The organism is Streptomyces sp. NPDC005648, from assembly GCF_040605395.1.
Lineage (GTDB): Bacteria > Actinomycetota > Actinomycetes > Streptomycetales > Streptomycetaceae > Streptomyces.
The window spans coordinates 13,931-39,811 of the sequence record NZ_JBEXCS010000029.1; the positions used below are offsets into that span (position 1 = coordinate 13,931).

At 71.4% G+C, this 25,881-nt stretch carries 22 protein-coding genes and 1 pseudogene; 15 read left to right on the forward strand and 8 right to left on the reverse strand.

The genetic code is table 11. The features are described 5' to 3' along the window. The first annotated feature begins 98 nt into the window (after positions 1-98). Both ABZT17_RS18700 and ABZT17_RS18705 read left to right on the forward strand, forming a co-directional pair. On the forward strand, positions 99-1,616 hold the full coding sequence (locus ABZT17_RS18700; RefSeq protein WP_356350174.1) for a 3-hydroxyacyl-CoA dehydrogenase: 1,518 nt from the start codon (positions 99-101) through the stop codon (positions 1,614-1,616). Further along, positions 1,613-2,203 (forward strand): TetR/AcrR family transcriptional regulator, encoded by a 591-nt coding sequence (locus tag ABZT17_RS18705; RefSeq protein WP_356350177.1) that lies wholly within the window; start codon positions 1,613-1,615, stop codon positions 2,201-2,203. The genes ABZT17_RS18700 and ABZT17_RS18705 overlap by 4 nt, the downstream gene beginning before the upstream one ends. Position 2,204: 1 nt before the next feature. Here the strand turns inward: ABZT17_RS18705 and ABZT17_RS18710 are convergent, their stop codons facing one another. Then, a complete protein-coding gene (locus tag ABZT17_RS18710; protein WP_356350334.1) occupies positions 2,205-2,690 on the reverse strand; it encodes an Lrp/AsnC family transcriptional regulator in 486 nt (161 codons plus the stop codon). 189 nt (positions 2,691-2,879) lie between these two features. Here ABZT17_RS18710 and pdhA (ABZT17_RS18715) point away from each other — a divergent pair, with 189 nt between their 5' ends. The 5 genes from pdhA (ABZT17_RS18715) to ABZT17_RS18735 all read left to right on the forward strand — a co-directional run bounded on the left by pdhA (ABZT17_RS18715) (position 2,880) and on the right by ABZT17_RS18735 (position 8,706). Continuing rightward, positions 2,880-4,013, forward strand: coding sequence for a pyruvate dehydrogenase (acetyl-transferring) E1 component subunit alpha (gene pdhA / locus ABZT17_RS18715; RefSeq protein ID WP_356350180.1), 1,134 nt, complete (start codon positions 2,880-2,882; stop codon positions 4,011-4,013). Further along, a complete protein-coding gene (locus ABZT17_RS18720) occupies positions 4,013-5,017 on the forward strand; it encodes an alpha-ketoacid dehydrogenase subunit beta (protein WP_356350182.1) in 1,005 nt (334 codons plus the stop codon). Before pdhA (ABZT17_RS18715) ends, ABZT17_RS18720 begins: the two co-directional genes overlap by 1 nt. Next, positions 5,017-6,339 carry a dihydrolipoamide acetyltransferase family protein gene (locus ABZT17_RS18725; protein ID WP_356350184.1) on the forward strand — a complete coding sequence of 441 codons (1,323 nt, stop codon included), beginning with the start codon at positions 5,017-5,019 and terminating at the stop codon, positions 6,337-6,339. The genes ABZT17_RS18720 and ABZT17_RS18725 overlap by 1 nt, the downstream gene beginning before the upstream one ends. A gap of 94 nt (positions 6,340-6,433) precedes the next feature. Next, entirely contained in the window at positions 6,434-7,330 is an 897-nt protein-coding gene (locus ABZT17_RS18730) for an NTP transferase domain-containing protein (RefSeq protein WP_356350186.1), read from the forward strand. Beyond that, complete coding sequence (locus ABZT17_RS18735; RefSeq protein WP_356350188.1) at positions 7,327-8,706, forward strand: molybdopterin molybdotransferase MoeA; 1,380 nt, start codon at positions 7,327-7,329, stop codon at positions 8,704-8,706. Before ABZT17_RS18730 ends, ABZT17_RS18735 begins: the two co-directional genes overlap by 4 nt. A 20-nt stretch (positions 8,707-8,726) precedes the next feature. Here the strand turns inward: ABZT17_RS18735 and ABZT17_RS18740 are convergent, their stop codons facing one another. After that, positions 8,727-9,836, reverse strand: coding sequence for a potassium channel family protein (locus ABZT17_RS18740; RefSeq protein WP_356350191.1), 1,110 nt, complete (start codon positions 9,834-9,836; stop codon positions 8,727-8,729). A 118-nt stretch (positions 9,837-9,954) separates the two neighbouring features. Here ABZT17_RS18740 and ABZT17_RS18745 point away from each other — a divergent pair. Both ABZT17_RS18745 and ABZT17_RS18750 read left to right on the forward strand, forming a co-directional pair. Next, positions 9,955-10,647 (forward strand): annotated as a pseudogene (locus ABZT17_RS18745) (NAD(P)-binding protein); the annotation flags it as partial. A 76-nt stretch (positions 10,648-10,723) separates the two neighbouring features. Continuing rightward, positions 10,724-11,704, forward strand: a complete 981-nt coding sequence (locus tag ABZT17_RS18750) for an NAD(P)H-quinone oxidoreductase (protein ID WP_356350193.1) — start codon at positions 10,724-10,726, stop codon at positions 11,702-11,704. A 31-nt stretch (positions 11,705-11,735) separates the two neighbouring features. Here the strand turns inward: ABZT17_RS18750 and ABZT17_RS18755 are convergent, their stop codons facing one another. Beyond that, on the reverse strand, positions 11,736-12,167 hold the full coding sequence (locus tag ABZT17_RS18755) for a hypothetical protein (RefSeq protein ID WP_356350195.1): 432 nt from the start codon (positions 12,165-12,167) through the stop codon (positions 11,736-11,738). A gap of 388 nt (positions 12,168-12,555) precedes the next feature. On the opposite strand from ABZT17_RS18755, the gene ABZT17_RS18760 reads away from it, so the two are divergent. Both ABZT17_RS18760 and ABZT17_RS18765 read left to right on the forward strand, forming a co-directional pair. Then, on the forward strand, positions 12,556-13,101 hold the full coding sequence (locus ABZT17_RS18760; protein WP_356350198.1) for a PadR family transcriptional regulator: 546 nt from the start codon (positions 12,556-12,558) through the stop codon (positions 13,099-13,101). A gap of 167 nt (positions 13,102-13,268) precedes the next feature. Next, complete coding sequence (locus ABZT17_RS18765) at positions 13,269-13,814, forward strand: bacterial proteasome activator family protein (protein WP_356350201.1); 546 nt, start codon at positions 13,269-13,271, stop codon at positions 13,812-13,814. 145 nt (positions 13,815-13,959) lie between these two features. Here the strand turns inward: ABZT17_RS18765 and ABZT17_RS18770 are convergent, their stop codons facing one another. Beyond that, on the reverse strand, positions 13,960-15,612 hold the full coding sequence (locus ABZT17_RS18770) for a protein kinase (protein WP_356350204.1): 1,653 nt from the start codon (positions 15,610-15,612) through the stop codon (positions 13,960-13,962). 334 nt (positions 15,613-15,946) lie between these two features. On the opposite strand from ABZT17_RS18770, the gene ABZT17_RS18775 reads away from it, so the two are divergent. Next, complete coding sequence (locus ABZT17_RS18775; protein WP_356350207.1) at positions 15,947-17,527, forward strand: protein kinase; 1,581 nt, start codon at positions 15,947-15,949, stop codon at positions 17,525-17,527. 106 nt (positions 17,528-17,633) lie between these two features. Here the strand turns inward: ABZT17_RS18775 and ABZT17_RS18780 are convergent, their stop codons facing one another. Next, positions 17,634-18,698 (reverse strand): phosphotransferase, encoded by a 1,065-nt coding sequence (locus ABZT17_RS18780; RefSeq protein ID WP_356350209.1) that lies wholly within the window; start codon positions 18,696-18,698, stop codon positions 17,634-17,636. A gap of 475 nt (positions 18,699-19,173) precedes the next feature. Here ABZT17_RS18780 and pdhA (ABZT17_RS18785) point away from each other — a divergent pair, with 475 nt between their 5' ends. Genes pdhA (ABZT17_RS18785) through ABZT17_RS18795 form a run of 3 tightly spaced genes read left to right on the forward strand, consistent with a single transcriptional unit; the run spans position 19,174 to position 22,755 of the window. Next, complete coding sequence (gene pdhA / locus ABZT17_RS18785; RefSeq protein WP_356350212.1) at positions 19,174-20,322, forward strand: pyruvate dehydrogenase (acetyl-transferring) E1 component subunit alpha; 1,149 nt, start codon at positions 19,174-19,176, stop codon at positions 20,320-20,322. Position 20,323: 1 nt separating this feature from the next. Beyond that, positions 20,324-21,331 carry an alpha-ketoacid dehydrogenase subunit beta gene (locus ABZT17_RS18790; RefSeq protein WP_356350214.1) on the forward strand — a complete coding sequence of 336 codons (1,008 nt, stop codon included), beginning with the start codon at positions 20,324-20,326 and terminating at the stop codon, positions 21,329-21,331. A gap of 11 nt (positions 21,332-21,342) precedes the next feature. Then, positions 21,343-22,755 carry a dihydrolipoamide acetyltransferase family protein gene (locus ABZT17_RS18795; RefSeq protein ID WP_356350217.1) on the forward strand — a complete coding sequence of 471 codons (1,413 nt, stop codon included), beginning with the start codon at positions 21,343-21,345 and terminating at the stop codon, positions 22,753-22,755. Between the two features lie 84 nt (positions 22,756-22,839). Here the strand turns inward: ABZT17_RS18795 and ABZT17_RS18800 are convergent, their stop codons facing one another. From ABZT17_RS18800 to ABZT17_RS18810, 3 genes are all read right to left on the reverse strand, one after another. Next, positions 22,840-23,841, reverse strand: a complete 1,002-nt coding sequence (locus ABZT17_RS18800) for a Bro-N domain-containing protein (protein WP_356350219.1) — start codon at positions 23,839-23,841, stop codon at positions 22,840-22,842. A 72-nt stretch (positions 23,842-23,913) separates the two neighbouring features. Beyond that, the gene (locus tag ABZT17_RS18805) at positions 23,914-24,639 is read right to left on the reverse strand and encodes a class I SAM-dependent methyltransferase (protein ID WP_356350221.1); all 726 of its coding nucleotides are present in this window, start codon (positions 24,637-24,639) and stop codon (positions 23,914-23,916) included. Between the two features lie 118 nt (positions 24,640-24,757). Next, on the reverse strand, positions 24,758-25,669 hold the full coding sequence (locus tag ABZT17_RS18810) for a D-alanyl-D-alanine carboxypeptidase (protein ID WP_356350224.1): 912 nt from the start codon (positions 25,667-25,669) through the stop codon (positions 24,758-24,760). Positions 25,670-25,881: the final 212 nt, after the last annotated feature.

The following is a 25,881-nucleotide window of genomic DNA, read 5'->3' on the forward strand; positions in this document are numbered from 1 at the left end:
GCGGGAACAGCCGGTCAGAGTTAGAGTAACCGAACGATCGGTCGGGACAAGGGGGTCCGCCGCATCTGTGGAAAACCCCGTGCGGGAGGATCGCGCACATGACAGCACTCGACCTCAGCAGCCCCGTGGCCGTCGTCGGCACCGGCACCATGGGCCAGGGCATCGCCCAGGTCGCGCTGGCCGCCGGCCATCGCGTACGGCTGTACGACGCCGTCCCCGGGCGCGCCCGGGAAGCGGCCGAAGCGATCGGCGCCCGCCTCGACCGGCTCGTGGAGAAGGACCGGCTCACGGCCGGTGACCGGGACGCGGCAAGGGAGCGTCTGCTGCCCGCCGAGGAGCTCGCCGAGCTGGCCGACTGCTCGCTGGTTGCCGAGGCCGTCCTGGAGCGGCTGGACGCCAAGCAGGAGCTGTTCAGGGCCCTGGAGGACGTCGTCGACGAGGACTGTCTGCTCGCCACCAACACCTCGTCCCTGTCGGTGACCGCCATCGGTGGCGCCCTGAGCAACCCCGGCCGCCTCGTCGGCCTGCACTTCTTCAACCCCGCGCCGCTGCTGCCGCTGGTCGAGGTCGTCTCCGGGTTCGCCACCGACGTCACCTCGGCCACGCGCGCGTACGAGATGGCGCGCGCCTGGGGCAAGACCCCGGTCGCCTGCGCCGACACCCCCGGCTTCATCGTCAACCGCATCGCCCGGCCCTTCTACGCCGAGGCCTTCGCGGTCTACGAGGCCCAGGGCGCCGACCCCGCCACCATCGACGCGATCCTGCGCGAGTCGGGCGGCTTCCGGATGGGCGCCTTCGAACTGACCGACCTCATCGGGCAGGACGTCAACGAGTCCGTCACCCGTTCGGTGTGGCAGAGCTTCTTCCAGGACGTGCGCTTCACGCCGTCCCTGGCCCAGCGCCGTCTGGTCGAGTCGGGCCGGCTCGGCCGCAAGAGCGGGCACGGCTGGTACGACTACGCGGACGACGCCGAGCGCGCCGAGCCGCACACCGCGGAAGCCGCCCAGCGGCCCGCGTACGTGGTCGCCGAGGGCGACCTGGGCCCCGCGGCCGAGCTGCTCGCGCTGATCCGCGAGGCGGGCATCCCGGTGCGTGAGGAGGAAGAGGACCACGGCACCCGGCTGGTGCTGCCGGGCGGCGGCCAGCTGGCGCTCGCCGACGGCCAGACCTCCGTGGAGTTCCGGGACGTCGTCTACTTCGACCTCGCGCTGGACTACCGGCGCGCCACCCGAATCGCCCTGTCCGCCTCCCAGGACACCTCGCAGCAGACCCTCTCCGACGCCATCGGCCTCTTCCAGGCGCTCGGCAAGGACGTCAGCGTCATCGGTGACGTGCCCGGCATGATCGTCGCCCGTACGGTCGCCCGCATCGTCGACCTCGCGCACGACGCCGTCGCCAAGGGCGTGGCCACCGAGGAGGACATCGACACGGCGATGCGCCTGGGCGTCAACTACCCGCTCGGCCCCTTCGAGTGGAGCCGCAAGCTCGGCCGGAACTGGGCCTACGCCCTCCTGGACGACCTGCACCTGCGCGACCCCTCCGGACGCTACGCGCCGTCCCTGGCCCTGTACCGGCACGCGTACGCCTCCGACAAGCGGGAGGGCAGCACCTCATGACCACGGCCAAGCGCGACACCTACACCCCGGAGACGCTGCTGTCCGTCGCCGTCCAGGTGTTCAACGAGCGCGGCTACGACGGCACCTCCATGGAGCACCTCTCCAAGGCGGCCGGCATCTCCAAGTCGTCGATCTACCACCATGTGGCCGGCAAGGAGGAACTGCTGCGGCGGGCCGTCAGCCGGGCGCTCGACGGCCTCTTCGGCATCCTCGACGAGGAGCACGCACGCGTGGGGCGCGCCTCGGACCGCCTGGAGTACGTCGTGCGGCGCATGGTGGAGGTGCTGATCGGGGACCTTCCGTACGTCACCCTGCTGCTGCGCGTGCGCGGCAACACGGACACCGAGCGCTGGGCCCTGGAGCGGCGCCGCGACTTCGACCACCGGGTGGCCGAGCTGCTGAAGGCGGCAGCCGCCGAGGGGGACGTACGCGGCGACGTGGAGGTCCGGCTCGCGACCCGGCTGGTCTTCGGGATGATCAACTCGATCGTCGAGTGGTACCGCCCGGACGGGCGCGGGATGAACGAGCGCGAGGTCGCCGACGCGGTGGTGCAGCTGGTCTTCGGAGGCCTGCGCAAGGAGGGCTGACTCAGCCCTGCGGTTCCAGGTCCTCCTCCTCGAACACCAGCAGCGTGCGGGTGCTGAGGACCTCGGGCATGTTCTGCAGCCGGGTGAGGACCAGTTCGCGCAGCGCCTTGTTGTCGGGGGTGTGCACCAGGAGCAGTACGTCGAAATCGCCGCCGACCAGGGCGATGTGCGAGGCGCCGGGCAGCTGCCTGAGCTGTTCGCGGACCGTGCGCCAGGAGTTCTGGACGATCTTCAGGGTGATGTAGGCCGAGGTGCCGTGGCCCGCGCGCTCGTGGTTGACACGGGCGCCGAAGCCGCGGATGACGCCGTCCTCGACGAGGCGGTTGATGCGCGCGTAGGCGTTGGCGCGCGAGACATGCACCCGTTCGGCGACCGACCGTATCGAGGCACGGCCGTCCGCCTGGAGCATCTGGAGGATGTCCAGATCGATGGCGTCGAGGGGACGGGCGGGCGGCAGCGGGGTCGTTTCCTCCGGCCCCTCGGCCATTTGTTCAGGTGCCATGTCCCCCCGCCTCCCTACCATGGACGTACTGCGTTCATTTGAGGCTGTGGAGAACCGTTTGTCCACAGCCTGGAGGTGCCCGTAGCCAAAATGTGCCGACGACCGAACAATCGGTAGGTGGGGCGCATCACACCCGTGGCGTCCCTGAAGCCGCTCCCACGAGGAGGTGCCGTCATGACGGTCATGGAGCAGCGGGGTGCCTACCGGCCATCGCCGCCGCCCGCCTGGCAGCCCCGCACGGACCCCGCGCCGCTGCTGCCCGACACGGAGCCCTACCGCGTCCTCGGCACCGAGCGGGCGGCGAAGGCCGACCCGGCGCTGCTGCGCCGTCTGTACGCCGAGCTGGTCCGCGGCCGCCGCTACAACACGCAGGCCACCGCCCTCACCAAGCAGGGCCGCCTCGCCGTCTACCCCTCCAGCACCGGCCAGGAGGCCTGTGAGGTGGCCGCCGCCCTCGCCCTGGCGGAGCAGGACTGGCTCTTCCCGAGCTACCGCGACACCCTGGCCGCCGTCGCCCGCGGCCTCGACCCCGTCCAGGCGCTCACGCTCCTGCGCGGCGACTGGCACACCGGCTACGACCCGCGCGAGCACCGTGTCGCCCCCCTGTGCACCCCGCTCGCCACCCAGCTCCCGCACGCCGTCGGCCTCGCCCACGCGGCCCGCCTCAAGGGCGACGACGTGGTCGCCCTCGCCATGGTCGGCGACGGCGGCACCAGCGAGGGCGACTTCCACGAGGCGCTCAACTTCGCCGCCGTCTGGCAGGCCCCGGTCGTCTTCCTGGTCCAGAACAACGGCTTCGCCATCTCCGTCCCGCTCGCCAAGCAGACCGCGGCGCCGTCGCTGGCCCACAAGGCCGTCGGCTACGGCATGCCCGGCCGCCTGGTCGACGGCAACGACGCGGCCGCCGTGCACGAGGTCCTCGCCGCCGCCGTACGGTGCGCGCGCGAGGGCGGCGGTCCCACCCTGGTCGAGGCGATCACCTACCGCATCGACGCCCACACCAACGCCGACGACGCGACCCGCTACCGAGGTGACACCGAGGTCGAGGCCTGGCGCGCGCACGACCCGATCGCGCTCCTCGAACACGAGCTGACCGATCGCGGCCTCATCGACGAGAACGGCGTACGCCACGCGCGCGAGGCCGCCGAGACCATGGCCGCCGACCTGCGCGAGCGCATGAACCAGGACCCCGCGCTCGACCCGGCGGACCTGTTCGCCCATGTCTACGCCGAACCGACCCCGCAACTGCGCGAGCAGCAGGCCCTGTTGCAGGCCGAGCTGGCGGCGGAAGAGGAAGGGGCGCACTGATGACCACCGTCGCCGTCAAGCCGGCCACCATGGCGCAGGCCCTCACGCGCGCACTGCGCGACGCCATGGCCGCCGACCCCACCGTCCATGTCATGGGCGAGGACGTCGGCACCCTCGGCGGCGTCTTCCGCGTCACCGACGGTCTCGCCGAGGAGTTCGGCGAGGAGCGCTGCACCGACACCCCGCTCGCCGAGGCCGGCATCCTCGGCACGGCGGTCGGTATGGCGATGTACGGGCTGCGGCCGGTCGTGGAGATGCAGTTCGACGCGTTCGCGTACCCGGCCTTCGAGCAGCTGATCAGCCATGTCTCCCGGATGCGCAACCGCACCCGCGGGGCGATGCCCCTCCCGATCACCATCCGCGTCCCCTACGGCGGCGGAATCGGCGGCGTCGAGCACCACAGCGACTCCTCCGAGGCGTTCTACATGGCGACCCCGGGGCTCCATGTCGTCACCCCGGCCACCGTCGCCGACGCCTACGGCCTGCTGCGCGCCGCGATCGCCTCCGACGACCCGGTCGTCTTCCTCGAACCCAAGCGCCTGTACTGGTCGAAGGACTCCTGGAACCCCGAGCACCCGACGGACGTGGAACCGATAGGCCGCGCCGTGGTGCGGCGCCCCGGCCGCAGCGCCACCCTCATCACCTACGGCCCGTCGCTCCCGGTCTGCCTCCAGGCCGCCGAGGCGGCACAGGCCGAGGGCTGGGACCTCGAAGTCGTCGACCTGCGCTCCCTGGTGCCCTTCGACGACGAGACGGTCACGGCCTCCGTACGGCGGACCGGGCGCGCGGTCGTCGTCCACGAGTCGGGCTCCTACGGCGGACCGGGCGGGGAGATCGCGGCCCGGGTCACCGAGCGCTGCTTCCACCACCTGGAGGCGCCGGTGCTGCGGGTGGCCGGGTTCGACATCCCGTATCCGCCGCCCATGCTGGAGCGTCACCACCTGCCCGGCGTGGACCGGATCCTGGACGCCGTCGGGCGTCTGCAGTGGGAGGCCGAGAACTGATGGCACAGGTGCTGGAGTTCAAGCTCCCCGACCTCGGCGAAGGGCTCACCGAGGCGGAGATCGTGCGCTGGCTGGTCCAGGTCGGCGACGTGGTCGCCATCGACCAGCCCGTCGTCGAGGTCGAGACCGCCAAGGCGATGGTCGAGGTGCCCTGCCCCTACGGCGGTGTGGTCACGGCCCGTTTCGGCGAGGAGGGCGCGGAACTGCCCGTCGGGGCACCCCTGTTGACGGTCGCGGTGGGCCCGCGGCTCTCCGACGGGGAGCCCGAGGGCTCCGGGAACGTACTGGTGGGCTACGGCACGGGAGCGCCTCCGGCCCGCAGGCGGCGCGTGCGGCCGACCGGGCCGACCGGGTCGCCGAAGCGGAACGGCGCCCCCACCGCGACGCTCACCGAAGGGGTGGCCGACGGACCCGTCCCGGTGATCTCCCCCCTCGTACGCCGTCTGGCCCGTGTGAACGGCCTGGACCTGCGGCAGTTGACCGGTTCCGGACCCGATGGGCTGATCCTGCGGGCGGACGTCGAGCACGCGCTGAGCGCCACCGCCGCGCGGGCATCGCTGTCGGCACCGGCGCCGACACCGTCACCGGTCGCCGTCGCGGAGACCGCAGCATCACCCGCCCCCGTCGCCCTCGCAGGGACCCGTGTGCCCCTCAAGGGCATCCGCGGCGCCGTCGCCGACAAGCTCTCCCGCAGTCGGCACGAGATACCCGACGCGACCTGCTGGGTGGACGCGGACGCGACGGAGCTGATGCGCGCGCGGACGGCCATGAACGCGGCCGGCGGCCCGAAGATCTCCCTGCTCGCCCTCCTGGCGAGGATCTCCACCGCCGCCCTCGCCCGTTTCCCGGAGCTCAACTCCACGGTCGACATGGCGGCCAGGGAGGTCGTCCAGTTCGACCACGTCCACCTCGGCTTCGCCGCGCAGACCGGACGGGGGCTGGTCGTACCGGTCGTGAAGGACGCCCACGCCCGCGACGCGGAGTCGCTGACCGCGGAGTTCGCCCGGCTGACCGAGGCGGCCCGGGCCGGAAGCCTCACGCCCGGGGAACTCACCGGCGGGACCTTCACGTTGAACAACTACGGAGTGTTCGGCGTCGACGGCTCCACGCCGATCATCAACCACCCCGAGGCGGCCATGCTCGGCGTCGGCCGCATCGTCCCCAAGCCGTGGGTGCACGAGGGCGAGCTGGCGGTGCGGCAGGTCGTCCAGCTGTCGCTCACCTTCGACCACCGGGTGTGCGACGGCGGGACCGCCGGGGGCTTCCTGCGGTACGTGGCGGACTGCGTGGAACAGCCGGCGGTGCTGCTGCGGACCCTGTGACGGCACCTCCTCGCGCCGCGCAGGCCCTCCGTGCGGCGCCGTCCGCGGTGTCCGCCCGTTCCCCTGTGATCGTGGGGCCCCGCATACTCGTGGGGTGACCTCGTACGAGCCCGCGGGCACCTTCGGCAGCGACCCGGCCTACGACGCCGTCGTCCTCGCCGGAGGCGCCGCCCGGCGGCTCGGCGGCGCCGACAAGCCCGGGGTGCGGATCGGCGGGCGGGCCCTGCTCGACCGGGTCCTCGCGGCCTGCGCCGACGCGCGCACGACCGTGGTCGTCGCCGATGAACGCCCCACCGCCCGGGCCGTGCTGTGGGCCCGTGAGGACCCGCCCGGCGGCGGTCCGCTGGCAGCGCTCGACGCCGGGCTGCGCCGCACCGAGGCGGAGGGTGTCGTCGTCCTCTCGGCGGACCTGCCGTTCCTCGAAGCGGCGACCGTACGGAACCTGCGCGAGACCCTGCGCACGAGCGGGGCGGACGGCGTCCTGCTCACCGACGCCGACGGCCGTGACCAGCCCCTCGTGGCCGCGTACCGCAGGGACGCGGTGCGCCGTGGGCTGGCCGCCCTCACCGTGGAACACGGCACCCTCACCGGCCTTCCCCTCCGCCGGCTCACCGCCGCCCTCCACCTCACCCGCGTCCCCGACCCCGTCGCCTCCTTCGACTGCGACACCTGGGACGACATCGCCACCGCCAGGGCACGTATCAGGGAGCATGGGCACGTGTTGGATGAATGGATTTCCGCAGTCAAGGACGAACTGGGCATCGACCTCGACGTCGACACCGGGGTGCTGCTCGACCTCGCCCGCGACGCCGCGCACGGTGTGGCCAGGCCCGCGGCGCCGCTGACCACCTTCCTCGTCGGTTATGCGGCCGGACGCGCCGGCGGCGGCCCCGAAGCCGTCGCCGAGGCCGCCCGCAAGGCCGTCGCCCTCGCTCTGCGCTGGGAGCGGGAGAACGCCGAAGAGGCCAAGCCCGACGCGGACGCCGGATGACCGCCCGCTCCGCCCGGACCGGCGAGGACGCCGAGGACCTCGACGTCGAGGAGGTGCTCGCCCTCGTGAACGACCACAGCGGACGCGGCCAGGCGGACCGGCCCGGCGACTCCGCCTCCGTACCCCCGCCCGCCGCGCACGGCGACCCCGCCGCCCCCCACAAGGCCGACGCCCACCACCGCGCCACCCCCTGGCCCGAGGCCCGCGCGATCGCCGCCCGAGCCGCCCGGGGCAGCCGCCGCGCCGCCGTCTCGATGCCCCTCGACACCGCCCTCGGCCTCACCCTCGCCGCACCCCTGGCCGCCCTCACCGACCTGCCGTCCTTCGACACCTCGGCGATGGACGGCTGGGCGGTCGCCGGCCCGGGCCCCTGGGACGTACGGGACGAGGGAGTGCTGGCCGGCCACGCCGAGCCACGGCCGCTCACCGACGGCGAGGCCGTCAGGATCGCCACCGGCGCCCGTATCCCACCGGACACCACCGCCGTCCTGCGCACCGAACACGGCCGGATCGACGCCCAGGGCCGGCTGCACGCCACCCGCGACATGCAGCACGGCCAGGACATCCGCCCCCGAGGACAGGAGTGCCGCTCCGGCGACCAACTGCTTCCCCTCGGCACCCTCGTCACCCCGGCCGTCCTGGGTCTCGCCGCGGCCGCCGGCTACGACACCCTCGCCGCCGTCCCCCGCCCCCGCGTCGAAGTCCTGGTCCTGGGCGACGAGCTGCTCACCGAGGGCCGCCCGCGCGACGGCCTGATCCGGGACGCGCTCGGCCCGATGCTGCCGCCGTGGCTGCGCGCGCTGGGCGCCGAGGTCACCGCCGTCCGCAGACTCGGCGACGACGCGAAGGCACTGCACAGGGCGATCACCACATCCACCGCCGACCTGATCGTCACCACCGGCGGTACCGCCTCCGGACCCGTCGACCATGTCCATCCCACCCTGAAGGCCATCGGCGCTGAACTCCTCGTCGACGGTGTCAAGGTGCGCCCCGGTCATCCCATGCTGCTGGCCCGCACCCAGGAGAACCAGCACCTCGTGGGCCTGCCCGGCAACCCACTCGCCGCCGTCTCCGGCCTGCTCACGCTCGCCGAGCCGCTGCTGCGCACCCTCGCCGCCCACCCCGCGCCGGAGCCGTACGAGCTGCCCTTGACGGACGAGGCGCACGGGCACCCGTACGACACCCGGCTCATCCCCGTCGTACTGCGCGGCGACCAGGCCGTGGCGCTGCACTACAACGGGCCGGCGATGCTGCGCGGTATCGCGGCGGCCGACGCGCTCGCCGTCGTCCCCCCGGGCGGAGCACGCGCCGGTCAGGAGCTCGAACTCCTCGATCTGCCCTGGGCCTCCGCGGGGATCGAGGTGTGTTTCACGTGAAACATCCGGGGGATCCCGTCTCAGGGGCCGGGTACGGCGCGCTGGACGGTGATCAGGCGGTCTCCGGCCTTGAGGGTCCGGGCCTCGGGTTCGGCATAGGCCAGGACGTCATTGCCCCGTACGACGGCCACGACCAGGTCGGCACTGAGGCGAGGGGAACGGCCCACCTCGTCCTTGGTCACGGGGCGTTCGATGAGATCGAAGCCGCTGCCGTAGGTCATGAGGTCTTCCAGGGTGTTGGCCGCGTGCGGGCTGGCCATGGACACACCCAGCAGCCGCCCGGCTGAGCTGGAACTCGTGATCACCGTGGTCGCCCCGCTCTGCTTCAGGAGCGGGGCGTTCTCGTCCTCGCGGATCGCGACCGCGATGGATGCCTGCTTGTTCAGCTGGCGGGCGGTGAGCGTGACCAGGGTGGCGGTGTCGTCGCGCTGAGGCGCGATGATCACCTGCGCCGCGCTCTGCACCTCCGCCTTGCGCAGGGTGTCGCTGCGGGTGGCGTCCCCGTGCACCGCCACCAGTCCGTCGTCGCCGGCGGCGTCCACCGCCTTGCGGTGTGGATCGACGACCACGATGCGGTCCTTGCTCGTGCCCTGCCCCAGCAGTGTCCGAACAGCGTGCCGCCCCTTGGTCCCGTAGCCGACCACGACGACGTGGTCCCGGATTCCGGATCGCCAGCGATGGATGCGGACCTGCTGGCGGGTGCGCTCGGTGAGGACTTCGAGCGTGGTGCCGACCAGGATGATCAGGAAGAGGACGCGCAGGGGCGTGATGACGAGGATGTTGGTGAGCCGGGCGCCGTGGCCGACCGGGGTGATGTCGCCGTAGCCGGTGGTGGAGAGGGTCACGGTGGCGTAGTACGCCGCGTCGAGGAGATCGACGGAGCCGTCGGCGTTGTCGCGGTAGCCGTCGTGATCGGCGTAGACGATCAGCGTGGTCACGGCGAGCACCAGCAGGCCCAGGGCCAGGCGTCTGAGGACCTGTTGCAGCGGAGGCGTGGCGCTCAGCACCGGCATGGTGATCGCGCGACCGGCTTCGGCGTCGTCTCGTGCCTCGGCACGCGAGCGGTACCAGAGGGACCGAAGAATGGAGAACTTCCCGCCCTTGAGCGGTGGTTCCCTGTCGCTCCGCATGGTGTGCTCCCTGTGGGGGTGATCCAGACCGTCGCCACGATGGTGCCGGAAGAACACGAACTGGTGGAGCAGCCCGAGAGGCCGACATGGGTCCCTCGGTAGGGTGCTCGCAACAAAACGCTGGAGGTCCGCCTTGCGGGATCACACCGTCGTCGTCGGGTTCGGGACCAAGGGACGTTCGGCGATCCAGACGGTCTGTGCGACCGGGCTGAAGAAGGAGCAGGTCGTCGTGGTCGACCCCAGCTCCAAGGTGGTCGACGCGGCGACCGCCGAGGGCTACGCCGGGGTCTTGGGCGACGCCACCCGCAGTGAGGTGCTGAAGCGGGCCGAGGTGCAGCGGGCGCGGCAGATCATCGTCGCGACCCAGCGCGACGACACCGCGGTACTGGTGACGTTGACGGCCCGCCAGCTCAACCCCGGCGCGAAGATCGTGGCCGCCGTCCGCGAGGAGGAGAACGCGCCGCTGCTCCAGCAGTCCGGCGCCGACGCCGTCATCACCAGCGCCAGCGCGGCGGGACGGCTGCTCGGGCTGTCCGTGCTCAGCCCCGCCGCCGGCCTGGTGATGGAGGACCTCATCCAGCAGGGCAGCGGGCTCGACATCATCGAACGGCCGGTGGTGAAGGCCGAGGTGGGCCGGCCGCCGAGGGAGACCGACGACCTGGTGGTGAGCGTCGTACGCGGGCACCGGGTGCTCGGATACGACGATCCGGCCGTCGGCACCCTTCAGTTGACGGACCGTCTGATCACCATCGTTCTGGTGCCGCCGGGGCCGCGGACCGCGCCCGAAGTCCGGCCGCTGCGGCGGGACTGACGGCGGAACGGGCCGGGGCGGCCGGCCAACAGGTCGGACGGGGGCGGGCCGGGGACCGAGGAGTAGCGTCGGGCCCATGCATGCGATCACGATTCCCGAACCTGGTGGACCCGAGGCCCTGGTGTGGGACGAGGTCCCCGATCCCGTGGCCGGCGAGGGCGAGGTGCTGGTCGAGGTGGTGGCCAGCGCGGTCAACCGGGCCGACATCCTGCAACGGCAGGGCTTCTACGATCCTCCGCCGGGCGCGTCCGCCTATCCCGGTCTCGAGTGCGCCGGGCGTATCGCCGAGATTGGGCCCGGGGTCTCCGGGTGGGCGGTCGGCGACGAGGTGTGCGCGCTGCTGGCGGGAGGCGGGTACGCCGAGAAGGTCGCCGTGCCCGGGGGGCAGCTGCTGCCCGTGCCCGAGGGCCTCGACCTGCGGCAGGCGGCCGCGCTGCCCGAGGTGGCCTGCACGGTCTGGTCGAACGTCTTCATGGTCTCCCATCTGCGGCCCGGCGAGACGCTGCTGGTGCACGGCGGGTCCAGCGGGATCGGCACCATGGCGATCCAGCTGGCCAAGGCCGTCGGGGCGAAGGTCGCCGTGACCGCGGGCACCAAGGAGAAGCTGGACTACTGCGCCGAACTTGGCGCCGACATCCTCATCAACTACAAGGAGCAGGACTTCGTCGAGGAGGTCGGGCGCGCCACCGGCGGTGCGGGCGCGGACGTCATCCTCGACAACATGGGGGCCAAGTACCTCGACCGCAACGTCCGGACTCTCGCCGTCAACGGGCGCCTCGCCATCATCGGTTTGCAGGGCGGCATCAAGGGCGAGCTGAACATCGCCACGCTCCTCGGCAAGCGCGCCGCCATCAGCGCGACCTCGCTGCGAGCCCGGCCGCTCGGCGAGAAGGCGGCGATCGTGGCGGCCGTACGGGAGCATGTGTGGCCCCTGCTGGCAGGCGGCCACGTCCGTCCGGTCGTCGACCGTGAGTTCCCGATGCCCGAGGCGGCTGCCGCGCACCGGGTGGTGGAGGAGAGCGGCCACGTGGGCAAGGTGCTGCTGTTCGTGCCGTAGGGCCCGACGGGCCGCCCTGCAGGGGGTGGGGCTAGCCTCGCCGCAGTCGTAGTCCGATGAAGGCGAGGCCCAGGCCGAGGCCGATCAGGACCAGGCCGCTGCCCAGGGGGAGGATCCGCAGAACGGGTTCGGCGGGGGTTCCCGCTCGGGCGACGGTCTGGCCCGCAGGCCCGACCGGGTCCGTCGGAGCGGCCGGCGTGGCCTGGGCCGAGTCGACCGCGTCCGGGCTCTCGGCCGCGCCGCCGTCGTCCTGCGGGTAGGTAGCGTCCTCGTCGCCCTCCGCCTGTTCACTGCCCCCGTCCGTCGCCGTGGCCGTCGGTTCGTCCGGCCGCCCGGGGCGCTCCCGCCCCTCCCCGGCCACGCTCCCGGCCCGCGAGGGCGCACCGGGGGAGGCGGAGCCGGAGGGGCCGGGCGCGGGACTCAGACCGGCCGTCGCCGCCGACCCGGCGCCGCGCGTCGCCACCGTTGGCCTCACTGGCACCAGTGGCACCAGTGGCACCACTGAGGGCGAGGCGACGGCCGCGCGCGGGAGCGGGGAACCCGGTGCTGCGGTCACCCCGTACACGAAGGTCCGCACCTGCGCCGGGCCACTTTGGCGTGCTGTGCCGGCCCGGTGGGCTGTCGCGGCCTCCGTATGCGCCGTGCCCGCCTGGTGTGCCACCGCCGCCGCGTAGGAGGGGACAGCCCCGTACAGCGGCCCGAGGGCGCCCAGCCCAAGGCACACCGTCGCCGCCAGGCCCGTGGCCCCCGCTCTGCGCACGCATTCAGTCACGCCCCCAGCGTCACGCCGCTCCGGGGAGTCGGCACCCGGAGTTCCGCCGAATGCCCCGGAAGCACTGCACAATCCGGTTATGTCGATACGCCACGGCCTGCTGGTGCTCCTGGAACGCGGCCCCCGTTACGGCTCACGCCTGCGTACCGAGTTCGAGGCGCGGACCGGTGGGACCTGGCCGTTGAACATCGGGCAGGTCTACACGACCCTCGGCCGGCTGGAGCGGGACGGGATGGTCGTGCAGGACGGGGAGGACGAGGCGGGACGGGTGCTGTACTCCCTCACCGAGGCGGGCCGGGCCGAACTGCGGGCCTGGTTCGCGCGGCCCGTGGAGCGGGCCAGTCCACCGCGCGACGAACTGGCGATCAAGCTGGCCCTGGCGGTCGGGGTGTCCGGCGTCGACGTACGCAGGGTCGTCGAAGCCCAGCGCCGGCACGTGGCGGACGCGCTGCACGAGCACGTACGGCGGCGGGCGCAGGCGCTGGCCGAGGCGCCGGGGCATCCGGACGAGGTCGCGCGGCTGCTGGTCCTGGAACAGCTGATCTGCCACGCCGAGGCGGAGATCCGCTGGCTCGACCACTGCGAGGCCCGCCTTCTGCGCCTCACCATCACCCGGCCGGAGTGACAGCCTCCCCACCGTCCCCGTCCCCGCCTCCGCTCCCGTTCCCGCCCCCTCCCCGTCCATCCGGACTTCCGCTCTTCACGAACGGAATCTTCTGCCCCCAAACGGTGGATCACCCTTCACGGGGGGCACCACGGTGATGAGATGCACGGGTGCGAGAGAATGGCGGCATGGAGATGCCGAGGAACGAACGGTCGCCGGAGAATCCCCAGATCCTGGTCGTGGGCCAGGACGGCATGGCGATTGGCGGCGTAGGCGGCGACGAGGACTCCCGCGAGATTCCGGTGACGGAGCAGGTCGAGCAGCCGGCGAAGGTGATGCGGATCGGCAGCATGATCAAGCAGCTCCTCGAGGAGGTGCGCGCCGCTCCTCTGGACGAGGCCAGCCGCGCCCGCCTCAAGGAGATCCACCGCAGCTCGGTGAAGGAGCTCGAGGACGGCCTGTCGCCGCAGCTGGTCGAGGAGCTGGAGCGCCTGTCGCTGCCCTTCACCGACGAGGGCACTCCGAGCGACGCCGAACTGCGCATCGCGCAGGCCCAGTTGGTCGGCTGGCTCGAGGGTCTCTTCCATGGGATCCAGACCACGCTGTTCGCGCAGCAGATGGCCGCGCGGGCGCAGCTGGAGCAGATGCGCCGAGCCCTTCCGCCCGGCGTCGGCGGTCACGAGCCCGGCGAGGACGGACATGCCACGGGCCGTTCGGGCGGTCCGTACCTCTAAGGCACACACACCCACAAACGCATAAACGCTTACACACATACAGGGAAGCCGCATACACGGCAAAGGGCCCCGCAGCCTCTCCGCTGCCGGGCCCTTCGGCTGTCTTCACTCGGTCCGCTCGGTCCGCTCGGCCCGCTCCGGCCCCTCAGGAAGGGTTGCCCGTCGACACCTGGAGTGTGATCACCACGTTGTCCGGGGCGGCGTCCGAACCGGCCTCGGGGCTCTGCTCTATCACCGCGCCCTGGCCGTAGGTGTTCTCGTCGTAGTCCTCGGTCTTCACCGTCCAGCCCGCGGCATCGGCGCAGTCCTTGACCGAGTCGATGTACTTGAACCGGAAGTCGGGCACCTGGATCTTGTTCTCGTCGGTGTACGACTCGTTCGGCTCCGTGCACTCCGTCGAGTCCATCTTCTTCGACGTGTCGGGCCCCCGCCAGCCCGCCACATGCGTGCCGGAGGTGGTCGCCTCGGACGTGACGTCACTGCTGCTGCCGCCGCTTCCGCTGCTGCCCCGGCTGTTGCTGTTGCCGCTGTTGAAGAGCAGGGCCGCCAGCAGGGCCGTGACGGCGATGATGCCGACGATGACGGAGATCACGATCACCGGCTTGTTGCTCTTGTCGCCGCCCGAGGGCACGGCCGTCACCGGCTGCGGGACCATGTTGTACGGCGGCGGGGTCTGCGCCTGCTGGGGGAAGGGCGGCGGGGTCTGGTAGCCGCCCTGCTGCGGGTAGCCGTAGGAGGCGGAGGGAGCGGGGCCGGGGGCCGGAGTGCCGTACGGGTTCGGGGTCGGGACGGGCTGGTACGGCTGGTGGACCGGGGCCGGCGGCGGGGTCGCGGGGCTGACCGGCGGGAACACCGCCGCGCCGACGCCCGCGCCGCTCTGCGCGGGTGCGCTCGGCACGATGCTGGGCGGGGCGGCCTGGAAGGAGGCGGCCACACGCAGACACTCGTCGCGCATGGCCACCGCGTTCGGGAAGCGCTCGTTCGGGTTCTTCTTCAGCGCGCGGGCGACCAGCGCGTCCACCCCGGGCGGCAGCGAGCGGTTGATCGAGGAGGGCGCGACCGGCTCCTCCTGCACATGCGCGTAGGCGATCGCGAGCGGCGAGTCCGCGTCGAACGGCAGCCGCCCGGTGACCAGTTGGAACAGCATGACGCCGACCGAGTAAAGGTCGGAGCGGGCGTCCACACCACGGCCGAGGGCCTGCTCGGGCGAGAGGTACTGCGGGGTGCCGACGACCATGCCGGTCTGCGTCATGGACGTGACACCCGACTGCATGGCGCGGGCGATGCCGAAGTCCATCACCTTGACCACGTCGCGCTTGGTCACCATCACGTTGCCCGGCTTGATGTCCCGGTGGACCAGCCCCATCTCATGGCTGATCTCCAGCGCGGCCAGCACGTCCGCGGTGACCTTCAGCGCCTTGTCGGCGGGCATCGCGCCGAACTGCCGTACGTCCGAGTCGAGCACGGAGCCGAGCGGGCGGCCCTCGACGTACTCCATGACGATGTACGGCGTCGTCGCCGCGCCGACGGTGTCCTCGCCGGTGTCGAAGACCGAGACGATATTGGTGTGCGTGAGCTTGGCCACGGCCTGCGCCTCGCGGCGGAAGCGCTCGCGGAAGGCCGGCTCCCGGCCGAGCTCGGTGTGCAGGGTCTTGATCGCGACCTGCCGGTCCAGCACCGAGTCGTAGGCGAGATGCACGGAGGCCATGCCGCCCTGGCCGAGCAAGTCGCGCAGTTGATAGCGGCCGCCGGCGAGCGACTGCCCGGCGTACTGGCCCTGCGCGCCGTCCTGGCTCATCTGTCCGCGTCCCCCATCGGCCTTCCGGCGCCGGCCGTGTTGTTGATCGAATGGCTCATTCCCGGCCAAGTCTGCCCGAGGCCACTGACACGTCAAGCGCGGTGCCCGTTCCGTGACCGTACGCGAAAGAAGCGTCGCGCGAGCGTTACAGAGGCTGTACGGGCGGTACACAGAATTTGCACGATGGCATCGGGTGACGGTTTGATGGCCGGTCCGTCTCATGCCGGTTCCGGCCCCCTTCTCGGACCGGCGGCATGCGTTGAGGCTGTAGCGTGGCCGACGGAGACCGTGACAACACCGCGCGCACCGCGGGCAGAAACGACGGCGAGGACCGATGGCACAGCAGCAGCGCGCTCAGGGCCCGTCCGACCCCGAGGCGACTGGCGGCGGTATGTCAGACGCGCCGGAGCTGTGGGGTAACGGCGGGCTGGTCGGCGACGGCCGATATCGGCTGACCCACAGACTCGGCCGGGGCGGCATGGCGGAGGTGTTCGCCGCGGAGGACGTGCGCCTCGGGCGCACCGTCGCCGTCAAACTGCTGCGCGCCGACCTCGCCGAGGACCCTGTCTCCAAGGCACGCTTCACGCGCGAGGCCCAGTCGGTGGCCGGCCTCAACCACCACGCGATCGTCGCCGTGTACGACTCCGGCGAGGACACGGTGCCGGGCGGCTACGGCGCGGGGGGCGCCCAGAGCGTCCCGTACATCGTCATGGAGATCGTCGAGGGGCGGACCATCCGCGACCTCCTGATCAACGCCGAGGCGCCGGGCCCCGAGCAGGCCCTGATCATCGTCTCCGGGGTCCTGGAGGCGCTCGCCTACTCGCACCAGCACGGCATCGTGCACCGCGACATCAAGCCGGCGAACGTCATCATCACGCACACCGGCGCGGTGAAGGTGATGGACTTCGGCATCGCGCGTGCCCTGCACGGCGCGCAGTCGACGATGACGCAGACCGGCATGGTCATGGGTACCCCGCAGTACCTCTCCCCGGAGCAGGCCCTCGGCAAGGCCGTCGACCACCGCTCCGACCTGTACGCGACGGGCTGCCTCCTCTACGAACTCCTCGCCCTCAGGCCCCCGTTCGTCGGCGAGACCCCGCTGTCGGTGGTCTACCAGCACGTCCAGGACACCCCGGTCCCGCCGTCGCAGATCTCGCACGGCGAGGCCCCGCCGGAGCTCGACGGCCTGGTCATGCGCTCCCTCGCCAAGGAGCCGGACGACCGCTTCCAGACCGCCGAGGAGATGCGCGGCCTGGTCCAGTACGGCCTGCAGATGCTCTACGACCAGGGCGGGCACACCGGCACCTGGAACACCGGCCCGGTCGACATGCACGACGGCCGCTCCACTCCGGCCGGGGGCTTCGCCGGCACGACCGTGATGCCCCACCCGGCCGACCCCGCCTCGGGCACCACGCAGATCCCGCAGCAGATCCTGCCCCAGGGCTACGGCGGCGGGGACGACGGCGGCTTCGAGGGCCACGGCAACCGGGGCAGCGGCCGCGGCAAGCTGTGGATCCTGGCCGTCCTCGCGGTGGTCGCCATCGCCGCGGGTGTCGCGCTGGCCCTGCAGAACAAGGGCGGTTCGGGCGGCGATCCGGGCACCACCCAGTCGCCGACGACCTCCCAGACCACCAAGGACGACACGGCCACCGAGTCGCCCACCGACACGTCGACGGACCAGCCGACGGACACCTCCACGGACGACTCCACCGGCTCGGGCTCCGGGAACTACACGCCGTCCTCGACGCCGTCGTACACCCAGTCCCCGACCGTGACCAACCAGCCGACCAAGGAGCCGACCAAGGAGCCGACGACGAGCGCGCCGACGACCGCCGCGCCGACGAGCGAGGACCCGACGGGAGACCCGACGGACCCGACCGGCAGCGGCGGTCCCGTCAGCGGGCTGACGGGCTGACCGGCTGACCGCTTTTCCGGAGTACGCGCGCGTGGGCTGAGCACCCCTCCACGCGCGCGTGCCGTTTCCGGGACCCGGGCCGGTCGTCCGTGTCTCACCTTGTGTCTCACCCCGCGAACGCCTCGCACACCGCTTCGTACTCGCGTGTCCACCACACGGCGAGCGCCGAGGCCGCCGGGAACTGGCAGTCGGCGCGGGTGTCGCCGCGTTCGTAGTGCCAGCGCAGCATCCAGAAGTCGTTGAGCCGCTCCCACCACACGCGGTGCACGGCCGCCTCCAGCTGGGAGGGCGTGGCCCCGGCCGCGCGCCGGTACGCGCGCGCGTACGCCCGCGTCTTCGGCAGGTCCAGCTCCCCGACGGGCCGTACGAAGAAGATCGCGGCGGCGCGTACGGCTTCCTCCGCGCGCGGGCGCAGACCGAGCCGGTCCCAGTCGACGATCGCCGCGGGCGCGTCGCCCTGGTAGAGCAGGTTGAACGGGTGGAAGTCCCCGTGCACCCAGCCCACGGAGCCCCCGTGCGGCGGCCGTCGGTCGGCATGCCGTTCCAGCAGGGCGCGCCGCTCCAGCAGCCGGTGCCGGGCCAGTTCGTCGAAGCAGTCGGCGGGCCGGTGCCGGCGGACATGGCCGAGCAGGTCGTCGATGAGCGTGAAGGTGTCGGCGGGATCGGGGGTGTCGGCGGCACCGGGCGGCTCGGTGCGCACGCGTGCGGGCGCCCCCCTCGCACGGGACACCCCGCCCGGCCGGGACCCCGCTCCGCCCCGCCCCGGCATCACATGTTCCAGGCTCGCGTGTACGACGCCCAGGAGCGCTCCCAGCCGCTCGCACTGGCCGGCGCTGAGCTGGCCGCCGTGGCGGTGGCGGCCGTCGACCCAGGGGTGCAGGGCGTAGGCGTGGCCGCCGACGACGGCGACCGTGCGGCCGTCCCGGGCGGGCAGCGGGGGTGCCACGGGAACCCCCAGGTCGGCGAGGCGGCGGGTGGCCCGGTGCTGGCGGGCGATGGCGTCCGGGTCGGCCGTCTCGGGGTCGAAGTGGTGCTTGAGGAAGTAGCGGCCGCGGGTCGTGCACAGGCGGTAGCCGCGGTTCAGCAGGCCCTGCTCGACCGGCTCGCAGCCGAGCGCGGAACCGGCGCCGTACTGGCGCAGCAGGGCGCCCAGCGGGGGCGCGTGAGGCACGTGGGGTGGTACATGGGAGCGCGGCACGCGCCAGATGCTAGGGCACCGAGCCGGGCCTGTGAGCTGGGCGTTGTCACAGGCAGTCGCATTCGGTCACACCATGTGCTCGAAGCGGCGTTCAGGGCCACCATCGGGATTTTTCCGTGCCGTGTCCGCGCAAGTCCGACACGGAAACCCTTCCCGTGACCTCGGTCACCGATATAACGTGCCGTTGTTCCGGCCCCCTGCAAGGCTGTGACCAGGACAAGTTCCGGGCTCTCGGGATTTACTTGGAAATCCAAGCAAAATCCCAGGTCAGGAGGGGTTTCACAGAGATGTGGAGCACTGGGTAACGTGCCTTGTGCAGGGCGCTCGCCGGGGCACCTTGTCACGCCTGTTCCGGCCGAGTGGCACCCACCCCGTGCACGGGTGTCGGAACAGGTGAGCCGTACTGGTACCCGGCAACCCCGGGGGCCGGACCGACGTAGGAGCACACGTGACCGTGGAGAGCACTGCCGCGCGCAAGCCGCGACGCAGCGCCGGGACCAGGAAGTCCCCGAGCACCAAGCCCGAACTCGTTCAGCTGCTGACGCCAGAGGGCAAGCGCGTCAAGGACGCCGAGTACGACAAGTACGTCGCGGAGATCACCCCCGAAGAGCTTCGCGGCCTCTACCGCGACATGGTGCTCACCCGACGCTTCGACGCCGAGGCCACCTCCCTGCAGCGCCAGGGCGAGCTGGGCCTGTGGGCCTCGCTGCTCGGCCAGGAGGCCGCCCAGATCGGCTCCGGCCGGGCCACCCGCGAGGACGACTACGTCTTCCCGACCTACCGTGAGCACGGTGTCGCCTGGTGCCGCGGGGTCGACCCGACCAACCTGCTGGGCATGTTCCGCGGCGTGAACAACGGCGGCTGGGACCCCAACAGCAACAACTTCCAGCTCTACACGATCGTCATCGGCTCCCAGACCCTGCACGCCACCGGCTACGCCATGGGCGTCGCCAAGGACGGCGCCGACAGCGCCGTGATCGCCTACTTCGGCGACGGGGCGAGCAGCCAGGGCGACGTCGCGGAGTCCTTCACCTTCTCCGCGGTCTACAACGCCCCGGTCGTGTTCTTCTGCCAGAACAACCAGTGGGCGATCTCCGAGCCGACCGAGAAGCAGACCCGCGTCCCGCTCTACCAGCGCGCACAGGGCTACGGCTTCCCCGGCGTCCGGGTCGACGGCAACGACGTGCTGGCCTGCCTGGCCGTCACCAAGTGGGCGCTGGAGCGCGCCCGCAGCGGCGAGGGACCCACGCTGGTGGAGGCGTACACCTACCGCATGGGCGCCCACACCACCTCCGACGACCCGTCCCGCTACCGCGGCGACGAGGAGCGTCTGGCCTGGGAGGCGAAGGACCCGATCCTGCGCCTTCGCCGGTACCTGGAGGCCTCAAACCACGCGGACGAGGGATTTTTCGCGGAACTCGAGGCCGAGTCCGAGGCGTTGGGCAAACGAGTGCGCGACGCGGTCCGCGCCATGCCGGACCCGGACCACTTCGCCATCTTCGAGAACGCGTACGCGGACGGGCACGCGCTCGTCGACGAGGAGCGAGCCGAGTTCGCCGCCTACCAGGCGTCGTTCGCGGATGAAGGGGGCAACTGAGATGGCCGAGGGTGTGACCTCGAAGGCTGCGACATCCACCAGCATGGCTCTCGCCAAGGCGATCAACGAGTCGCTGCGCCGCGCCCTGGACTCCGACCCCAAGGTCCTCGTCATGGGTGAGGACGTCGGCAAGCTCGGCGGCGTCTTCCGGGTGACGGACGGTCTGCAGAAGGACTTCGGCGAGAGCCGTGTCATCGACACCCCGCTCGCCGAGTCCGGCATCGTCGGCACGGCGATCGGCCTGGCCCTGCGCGGCTACCGCCCGGTCGTGGAGATCCAGTTCGACGGCTTCGTCTTCCCGGCCTACGACCAGATCGTCACCCAGCTCGCGAAGATGCACGCGCGCTCCCTGGGCAAGGTCAAGCTCCCGGTCGTCGTGCGCATCCCCTACGGCGGCGGCATCGGCGCGGTCGAGCACCACTCCGAGTCCCCGGAGTCGCTGTTCGCGCATGTGGCGGGCCTGAAGGTGGTGTCACCGTCCAACGCCTCGGACGCGTACTGGATGATGCAGCAGGCCATCCAGTCCGACGACCCGGTGATCTTCTTCGAGCCCAAGCGGCGCTACTGGGACAAGGCCGAGGTCAACCCGGAGGCGATCCCGGGCCCGCTGCACAAGGCCCAGGTGGTCCGCGAGGGCACCGATCTGACGCTGGTCGCCTACGGCCCGATGGTGAAGCTCTGCCGCGAGGTCGCCGACGCGGCGGCCGAGGAAGGCAAGTCGCTGGAGGTCCTCGACCTGCGCTCGGTCTCCCCGCTGGACTTCGACTCGATCCAGGCCTCGGTGGAGAAGACCCGCCGGCTCGTGGTGGTCCACGAGGCACCGGTGTTCTTCGGCTCCGGCGCGGAGATCGCCGCCCGGATCACCGAGCGCTGCTTCTACCACCTGGAGGCACCGGTCCTCAGGGTCGGCGGCTACCACGCCCCGTACCCGCCGGCCCGCCTGGAGGAGGAGTACCTGCCGGGCCTGGACAGGGTGCTCGACGCCGTCGACCGCGCCCTGGCGTACTGAGGAGAGGGTTCGTGACGACGATGACGGAAGCGTCCGTACGCGAGTTCAAGATGCCGGACGTGGGCGAGGGGCTCACCGAGGCCGAGATCCTCAAGTGGTACGTCCAGCCCGGAGACACGGTCACCGACGGCCAGGTGGTGTGCGAGGTCGAGACGGCCAAGGCCGCCGTCGAACTGCCCATCCCCTACGACGGCGTGGTCCGCGACCTGCACTTCCCCGAGGGCACCACGGTGGACGTCGGCACGCCGATCATCGCGGTGGACGTCTCGGGCGGCACGGCGGTTCCCGCCCAGGCCCCGGCCGAGGCTCCCGCGCCGCCCGCCGCCGAGGAGAAGAAGCCCGCGGGCTCCGGCCGCCAGCCGGTACTCGTCGGCTACGGCGTCGCCGCCTCCTCCACCAAGCGCCGCCCCCGCAAGGGCCCCGAGATCGCGGTCGCCCAGGCCTCGACCGCGATCCAGACCGAGCTGAACGGCCACGGCCCGGTGGCCGAGCCCGTCGAGGCGCCGAAGGAGCGCCCGCTGGCCAAGCCGCCCGTGCGCAAGCTGGCGAAGGACCTCGGCGTCGACCTCGCGACGATCACCCCGTCCGGCCCGGACGGCATCATCACCCGCGAGGACGTCCACGCGGCGGTCGCACCGGCACCCGAGGCCGCACCGGAGCCGGTCACGACGGCCCCGGCCGTCTCCACGCCTCCGGCGCCCGTCCCCTCCTCCTACGACACGGCCCGCGAGACCCGTATCCCCATCAAGGGGGTCCGCAAGGCGACGGCCGCGGCGATGATCGGCTCGGCGTTCACGGCGCCGCATGTCACCGAGTTCGTGACGGTGGACGTGACCCGCACGCTGAAGCTGGTCGAGGAGCTCAAGCAGGACAAGGAGTTCGCCGGCCTGCGGGTCAACCCGCTGCTCCTGATCGCCAAGGCGCTGCTGGTCGCCATCCGCCGCAACCCGGACGTCAACGCGTCCTGGGACGAGGCCGCCCAGGAGATCGTGCTCAAGCACTACGTCAACCTGGGCATCGCCGCGGCCACCCCGCGGGGTCTGATCGTCCCGAACATCAAGGACGCGCACGCCAAGACGCTGCCACAACTGGCCGAATCCCTGGGCGAGTTGGTGTCGACGGCGCGTGAGGGCAAGACCTCGCCCGCCGCCATGCAGGGCGGGACCGTCACCATCACCAACGTCGGTGTCTTCGGCGTCGACACCGGCACACCCATCCTGAACCCCGGCGAGTCCGCGATCCTCGCGGTCGGCGCGATCAAGCTCCAGCCGTGGGTCCACAAGGGCAAGGTGAAGCCGCGCCAGGTCACGACCCTGGCCCTCTCCTTCGACCACCGCCTGGTGGACGGAGAACTGGGCTCCAGGGTCCTGGCGGACGTGGCGGCGATCCTGGAACAGCCGAAGAGGCTGATCAGCTGGGCGTGAGGGTCCGGGCACGATAGGTTGCAAGCTGAAGGGACGGCCGCAAATTAGTCTTGCGGCCGCCCCTTCTGTTGTTCGGGCGCCTGATCAGCCCTGGTTGAGCACGTACACCGGAGCCCCGTCCTCCGTGGCCCCCTGCGAGCGGATGCAGGCGTGCTTGCGCAGTAGCCGCAGACACTCATTGACCCGGTGCACGGAGAGTCCGGTCCGAGCGGCGATCGACTCCAGCGGCTGCCGCAGCTCGCCCTCCTCCACGAGAACGGGCGCGATGACCACGGCGACCGTCCACACATCCGCTGTCACGGCCAACCGCCGTCGCCAGTCGGCCAGGACGGTCTCCGTGGTGGGGCGGGCGGGGAACTCGGCCATGGGCGCCGGGCGTTCGAGGGCCAGGACGTCCAGCCGGTCGGCGATGCGTTCCATGGCCTGGGCCATCATCTGCTGGGCGGCGAGGGTGGCACGTTGCAGCTCCAGCATCTGCCCCTGCAAGGCCACCGTCTGTTCCTGCAGAGCCACCGTCTGCTCCTGCAGAGCCAGGATCCTCTCCTGGGTGGTGGCGAACCGCTCGTCGGCCTGGATATTGCGCTCTTCGAGCCGGACGATGGCCTCCGCAATCTGCTCGGGCATGGCGTAGGCGATCGGGGCGCCGGGGTCGGCGGGCTGTACCTCGGCCTCTTGGAGCGTGTAGGAGCCCTCTCGCTGGACGGTCGCGATCACTTCTGCGACCCATTCCTTGAAGGGGAGGCACGAGGGTTTGGTGCAGGCGTTGACCAGAAGGATCAGACCCTGCAAAGAGATCAGATTCAAGTCTCGGCGCCACTCCCTACCTGCGGGAATGCCGAGACCGTAAGCTCCAGTTACGGTCTCGAGAATCTCTCGATGCTCGTCCGGGACATGGTCGGCCAGAGCCTGCCGAGAGTTGGTGTGCCCCAACTCTTTGCATACATCCACTGCCGGGAACCAGTGAGCTCCGTCCGGCATCGTCAGCCGCCGTACACGCGCTCCCGTAGCCGCGTACACGAAGTCGCTGGCGTCGATCGCGTCCTTCTGCGCCCCGGGATGAGGCTGGTGCTTGCTGGGTTCGATCATGTGAACCACCTCCGCTGCGGACGCTAGGGCGGAGGAAATCGAATATGCCAACCCACGCAAGGAAGTTCACGATCACGAGGGAAGAGATCCGGGATTCCCCCGAAGAGCGCTGTCGGCCGGTGTACGCGCGTGCGCCCGTGTAGCAGGCCGCCGCCGGGCCAGCACCGTTCCGAATGCCCGCCCCCCGCCTGCTTCCGGTGCCTCCTGCGCCACCCGGGCCGTCACCTCCAGACCGGCCTCCTCCAGCAGCTCCACGAGGCGTTCCAGGGGCAGCAGATGGGTCTCGTACGACACCGGGTGGCCGCCGTAGGCGTGTGTCGGCCGGAGCCGGGCCTCGGGGCCCACATGGCCGGACAGGAGCAGGTGGGCGCCGGGGGCGAGGGTGCGCGCGAACTCGGCGTGGACGAGCGGGAGGTGGTCCGGGGGCGTGTGGTGGGTGGAGAAGTAGGCCAGGATGCCGCCCAGTGACCCGGCCTCGATGTCCAGGGCGGTCATCGAGCCCTCGCGGAAGGTCAGTTCGGGGTGGGACCGGCGGGTCAGTTCGAGCATTCTCGGTGACAGGTCGATGCCGAAGGCGGGAACGCCGAGAGCCGCCAGGTGGGCCGTCACGAAGCCGGGACCGCAGCCGATGTCCGCCACCGGGCCGAGCCCGGCGTCCCGTACGGTCTCCGCGAACATCGCCAACAGGGCGCGGGACAGCGGGTCCAGCGCCGTGGGTCTGGGGACCCGTTCCACATAGGCGTCGGCGACGGTGTCGTACGACTCGCGGACCGCGGTGAGATACGTGGGCTCGGTCACCCCGTGACTGTAGAGGGCAGGGCCGGATGACCGGGGGCGGTGTGCATGAGAAAGGCGCGGAGCGTGGTGTCCGCTCCGCGCCTCTTCAGGCCCGTACCGCTGTCGGGCGCTGCCGGTGTCAGCCGATCGTCGCGAAGCCGTAGTTCAGCAGCTTGGTCGCGTCCGTCGCGCGCTGGGTGGTGCTGGTGGAGGACAGGACCGTGCCGTAGACCGTCTTGCCGTTGCGGGTGGCGGCGAAGACGAGGCAGTAGCCGGCCTCGTTGCCCGAGCCGGTCTTCACGCCGATGGTGCCGCTGTAGCTGCTGAGCAGCGTGTTCGTGTTGGTCCACGTGCCCATCGTGCGGGTCGAGCCCGTCTTGGTGATGGTCTTCGCGGTGTACGACTTGGTCTTCACGATCGTGCGGAACGTGGCGTTCTTCATCGCGCTGCTGGCGATCTTCGTGAGGTCGCGCGGCGTCGAGTAGTTCTTGCCGCTGCCGATGCCGTCGAACGAGTCGAAGCTCGTGTTCTTCAGGCCCAGGTTCTTCGCGGCGGTGTTCATCTTGGAGATGAAGTTGGCCACGCGCTTGGCCCGCGTCGTGCCCGTGCCGTACGTGTCGGCGAGGGCGTACGCGGCGTCGCAGCCGGACGGCAGCATCAGCCCGTAGAGCAGCTGACGGACGGTGACCTTGTCACCGACGATGAGGTGGGCGGACGACGCGCCCTTGGAGACGATGTAGTCGCTGTACGCCTTCTGGATCGTGACCTTCTTGTCCAGATTCAGGTTCGACTGCGCGAGCACGACCTTGGCGGTCATGATCTTGGTGGTGGAGCCGGTGGAGCGCTTGGTGTCCGCTGCCTTCGTGTACAGCGTCTTGCCGTTCGCGTTGTTCATCACGTAGCCGCCCTTGGCCACGATCGAGGGCGCCGTGACGGCCTGCGCGGGCACGGCGGCGAGGGCGCCGGTCGCGAGCACGGCGCCCGCGGTCACGCTGACCGCGGCGGCTCGGCGGAAGCGGCTGCCCTTGATGCCGGTGATGGCGGTAATCAACTGAAATACCCCGATTGCGTCGAATGCCCCTGAGATGCGGCCGAGTTGGAGGCAGGCGAAAGAAAGTGGGGCCGCACGTGTGTGACACGTAATTAGCACAGATGGTTGTGCGCTTGCCGAGCCGGGTCTGCCTTCTGTGACACCGTTGCTACACGGAGGTCCGCATGCTGGACGGGCGCCCTCATGTGTCCCTGTTGTATCTATGCTGTTCT

Bases quoted from the DNA above. Each gene is read 5' to 3' on its own strand.
- ABZT17_RS18700 (WP_356350174.1), top strand. From the start codon at position 99: ATGACAGCACTCGACCTCAGCAGCCCCGTGGCCGTCGTCGGCACCGGC.
- ABZT17_RS18705 (WP_356350177.1), top strand. From the start codon at position 1,613: ATGACCACGGCCAAGCGCGACACCTACACCCCGGAGACGCTGCTGTCC.
- ABZT17_RS18710 (WP_356350334.1), bottom strand. From the start codon at position 2,690: ATGGCCGAGGGGCCGGAGGAAACGACCCCGCTGCCGCCCGCCCGTCCC.
- pdhA (WP_356350180.1), top strand. From the start codon at position 2,880: ATGACGGTCATGGAGCAGCGGGGTGCCTACCGGCCATCGCCGCCGCCC.
- ABZT17_RS18720 (WP_356350182.1), top strand. From the start codon at position 4,013: ATGACCACCGTCGCCGTCAAGCCGGCCACCATGGCGCAGGCCCTCACG.
- ABZT17_RS18725 (WP_356350184.1), top strand. From the start codon at position 5,017: ATGGCACAGGTGCTGGAGTTCAAGCTCCCCGACCTCGGCGAAGGGCTC.
- ABZT17_RS18735 (WP_356350188.1), top strand. From the start codon at position 7,327: ATGACCGCCCGCTCCGCCCGGACCGGCGAGGACGCCGAGGACCTCGAC.
- ABZT17_RS18740 (WP_356350191.1), bottom strand. From the start codon at position 9,836: ATGCGGAGCGACAGGGAACCACCGCTCAAGGGCGGGAAGTTCTCCATT.
- ABZT17_RS18750 (WP_356350193.1), top strand. From the start codon at position 10,724: ATGCATGCGATCACGATTCCCGAACCTGGTGGACCCGAGGCCCTGGTG.
- ABZT17_RS18760 (WP_356350198.1), top strand. From the start codon at position 12,556: ATGTCGATACGCCACGGCCTGCTGGTGCTCCTGGAACGCGGCCCCCGT.
- ABZT17_RS18765 (WP_356350201.1), top strand. From the start codon at position 13,269: ATGGAGATGCCGAGGAACGAACGGTCGCCGGAGAATCCCCAGATCCTG.
- ABZT17_RS18770 (WP_356350204.1), bottom strand. From the start codon at position 15,612: ATGAGCCAGGACGGCGCGCAGGGCCAGTACGCCGGGCAGTCGCTCGCC.
- ABZT17_RS18775 (WP_356350207.1), top strand. From the start codon at position 15,947: ATGGCACAGCAGCAGCGCGCTCAGGGCCCGTCCGACCCCGAGGCGACT.
- ABZT17_RS18790 (WP_356350214.1), top strand. From the start codon at position 20,324: ATGGCCGAGGGTGTGACCTCGAAGGCTGCGACATCCACCAGCATGGCT.
- ABZT17_RS18800 (WP_356350219.1), bottom strand. From the start codon at position 23,841: ATGATCGAACCCAGCAAGCACCAGCCTCATCCCGGGGCGCAGAAGGAC.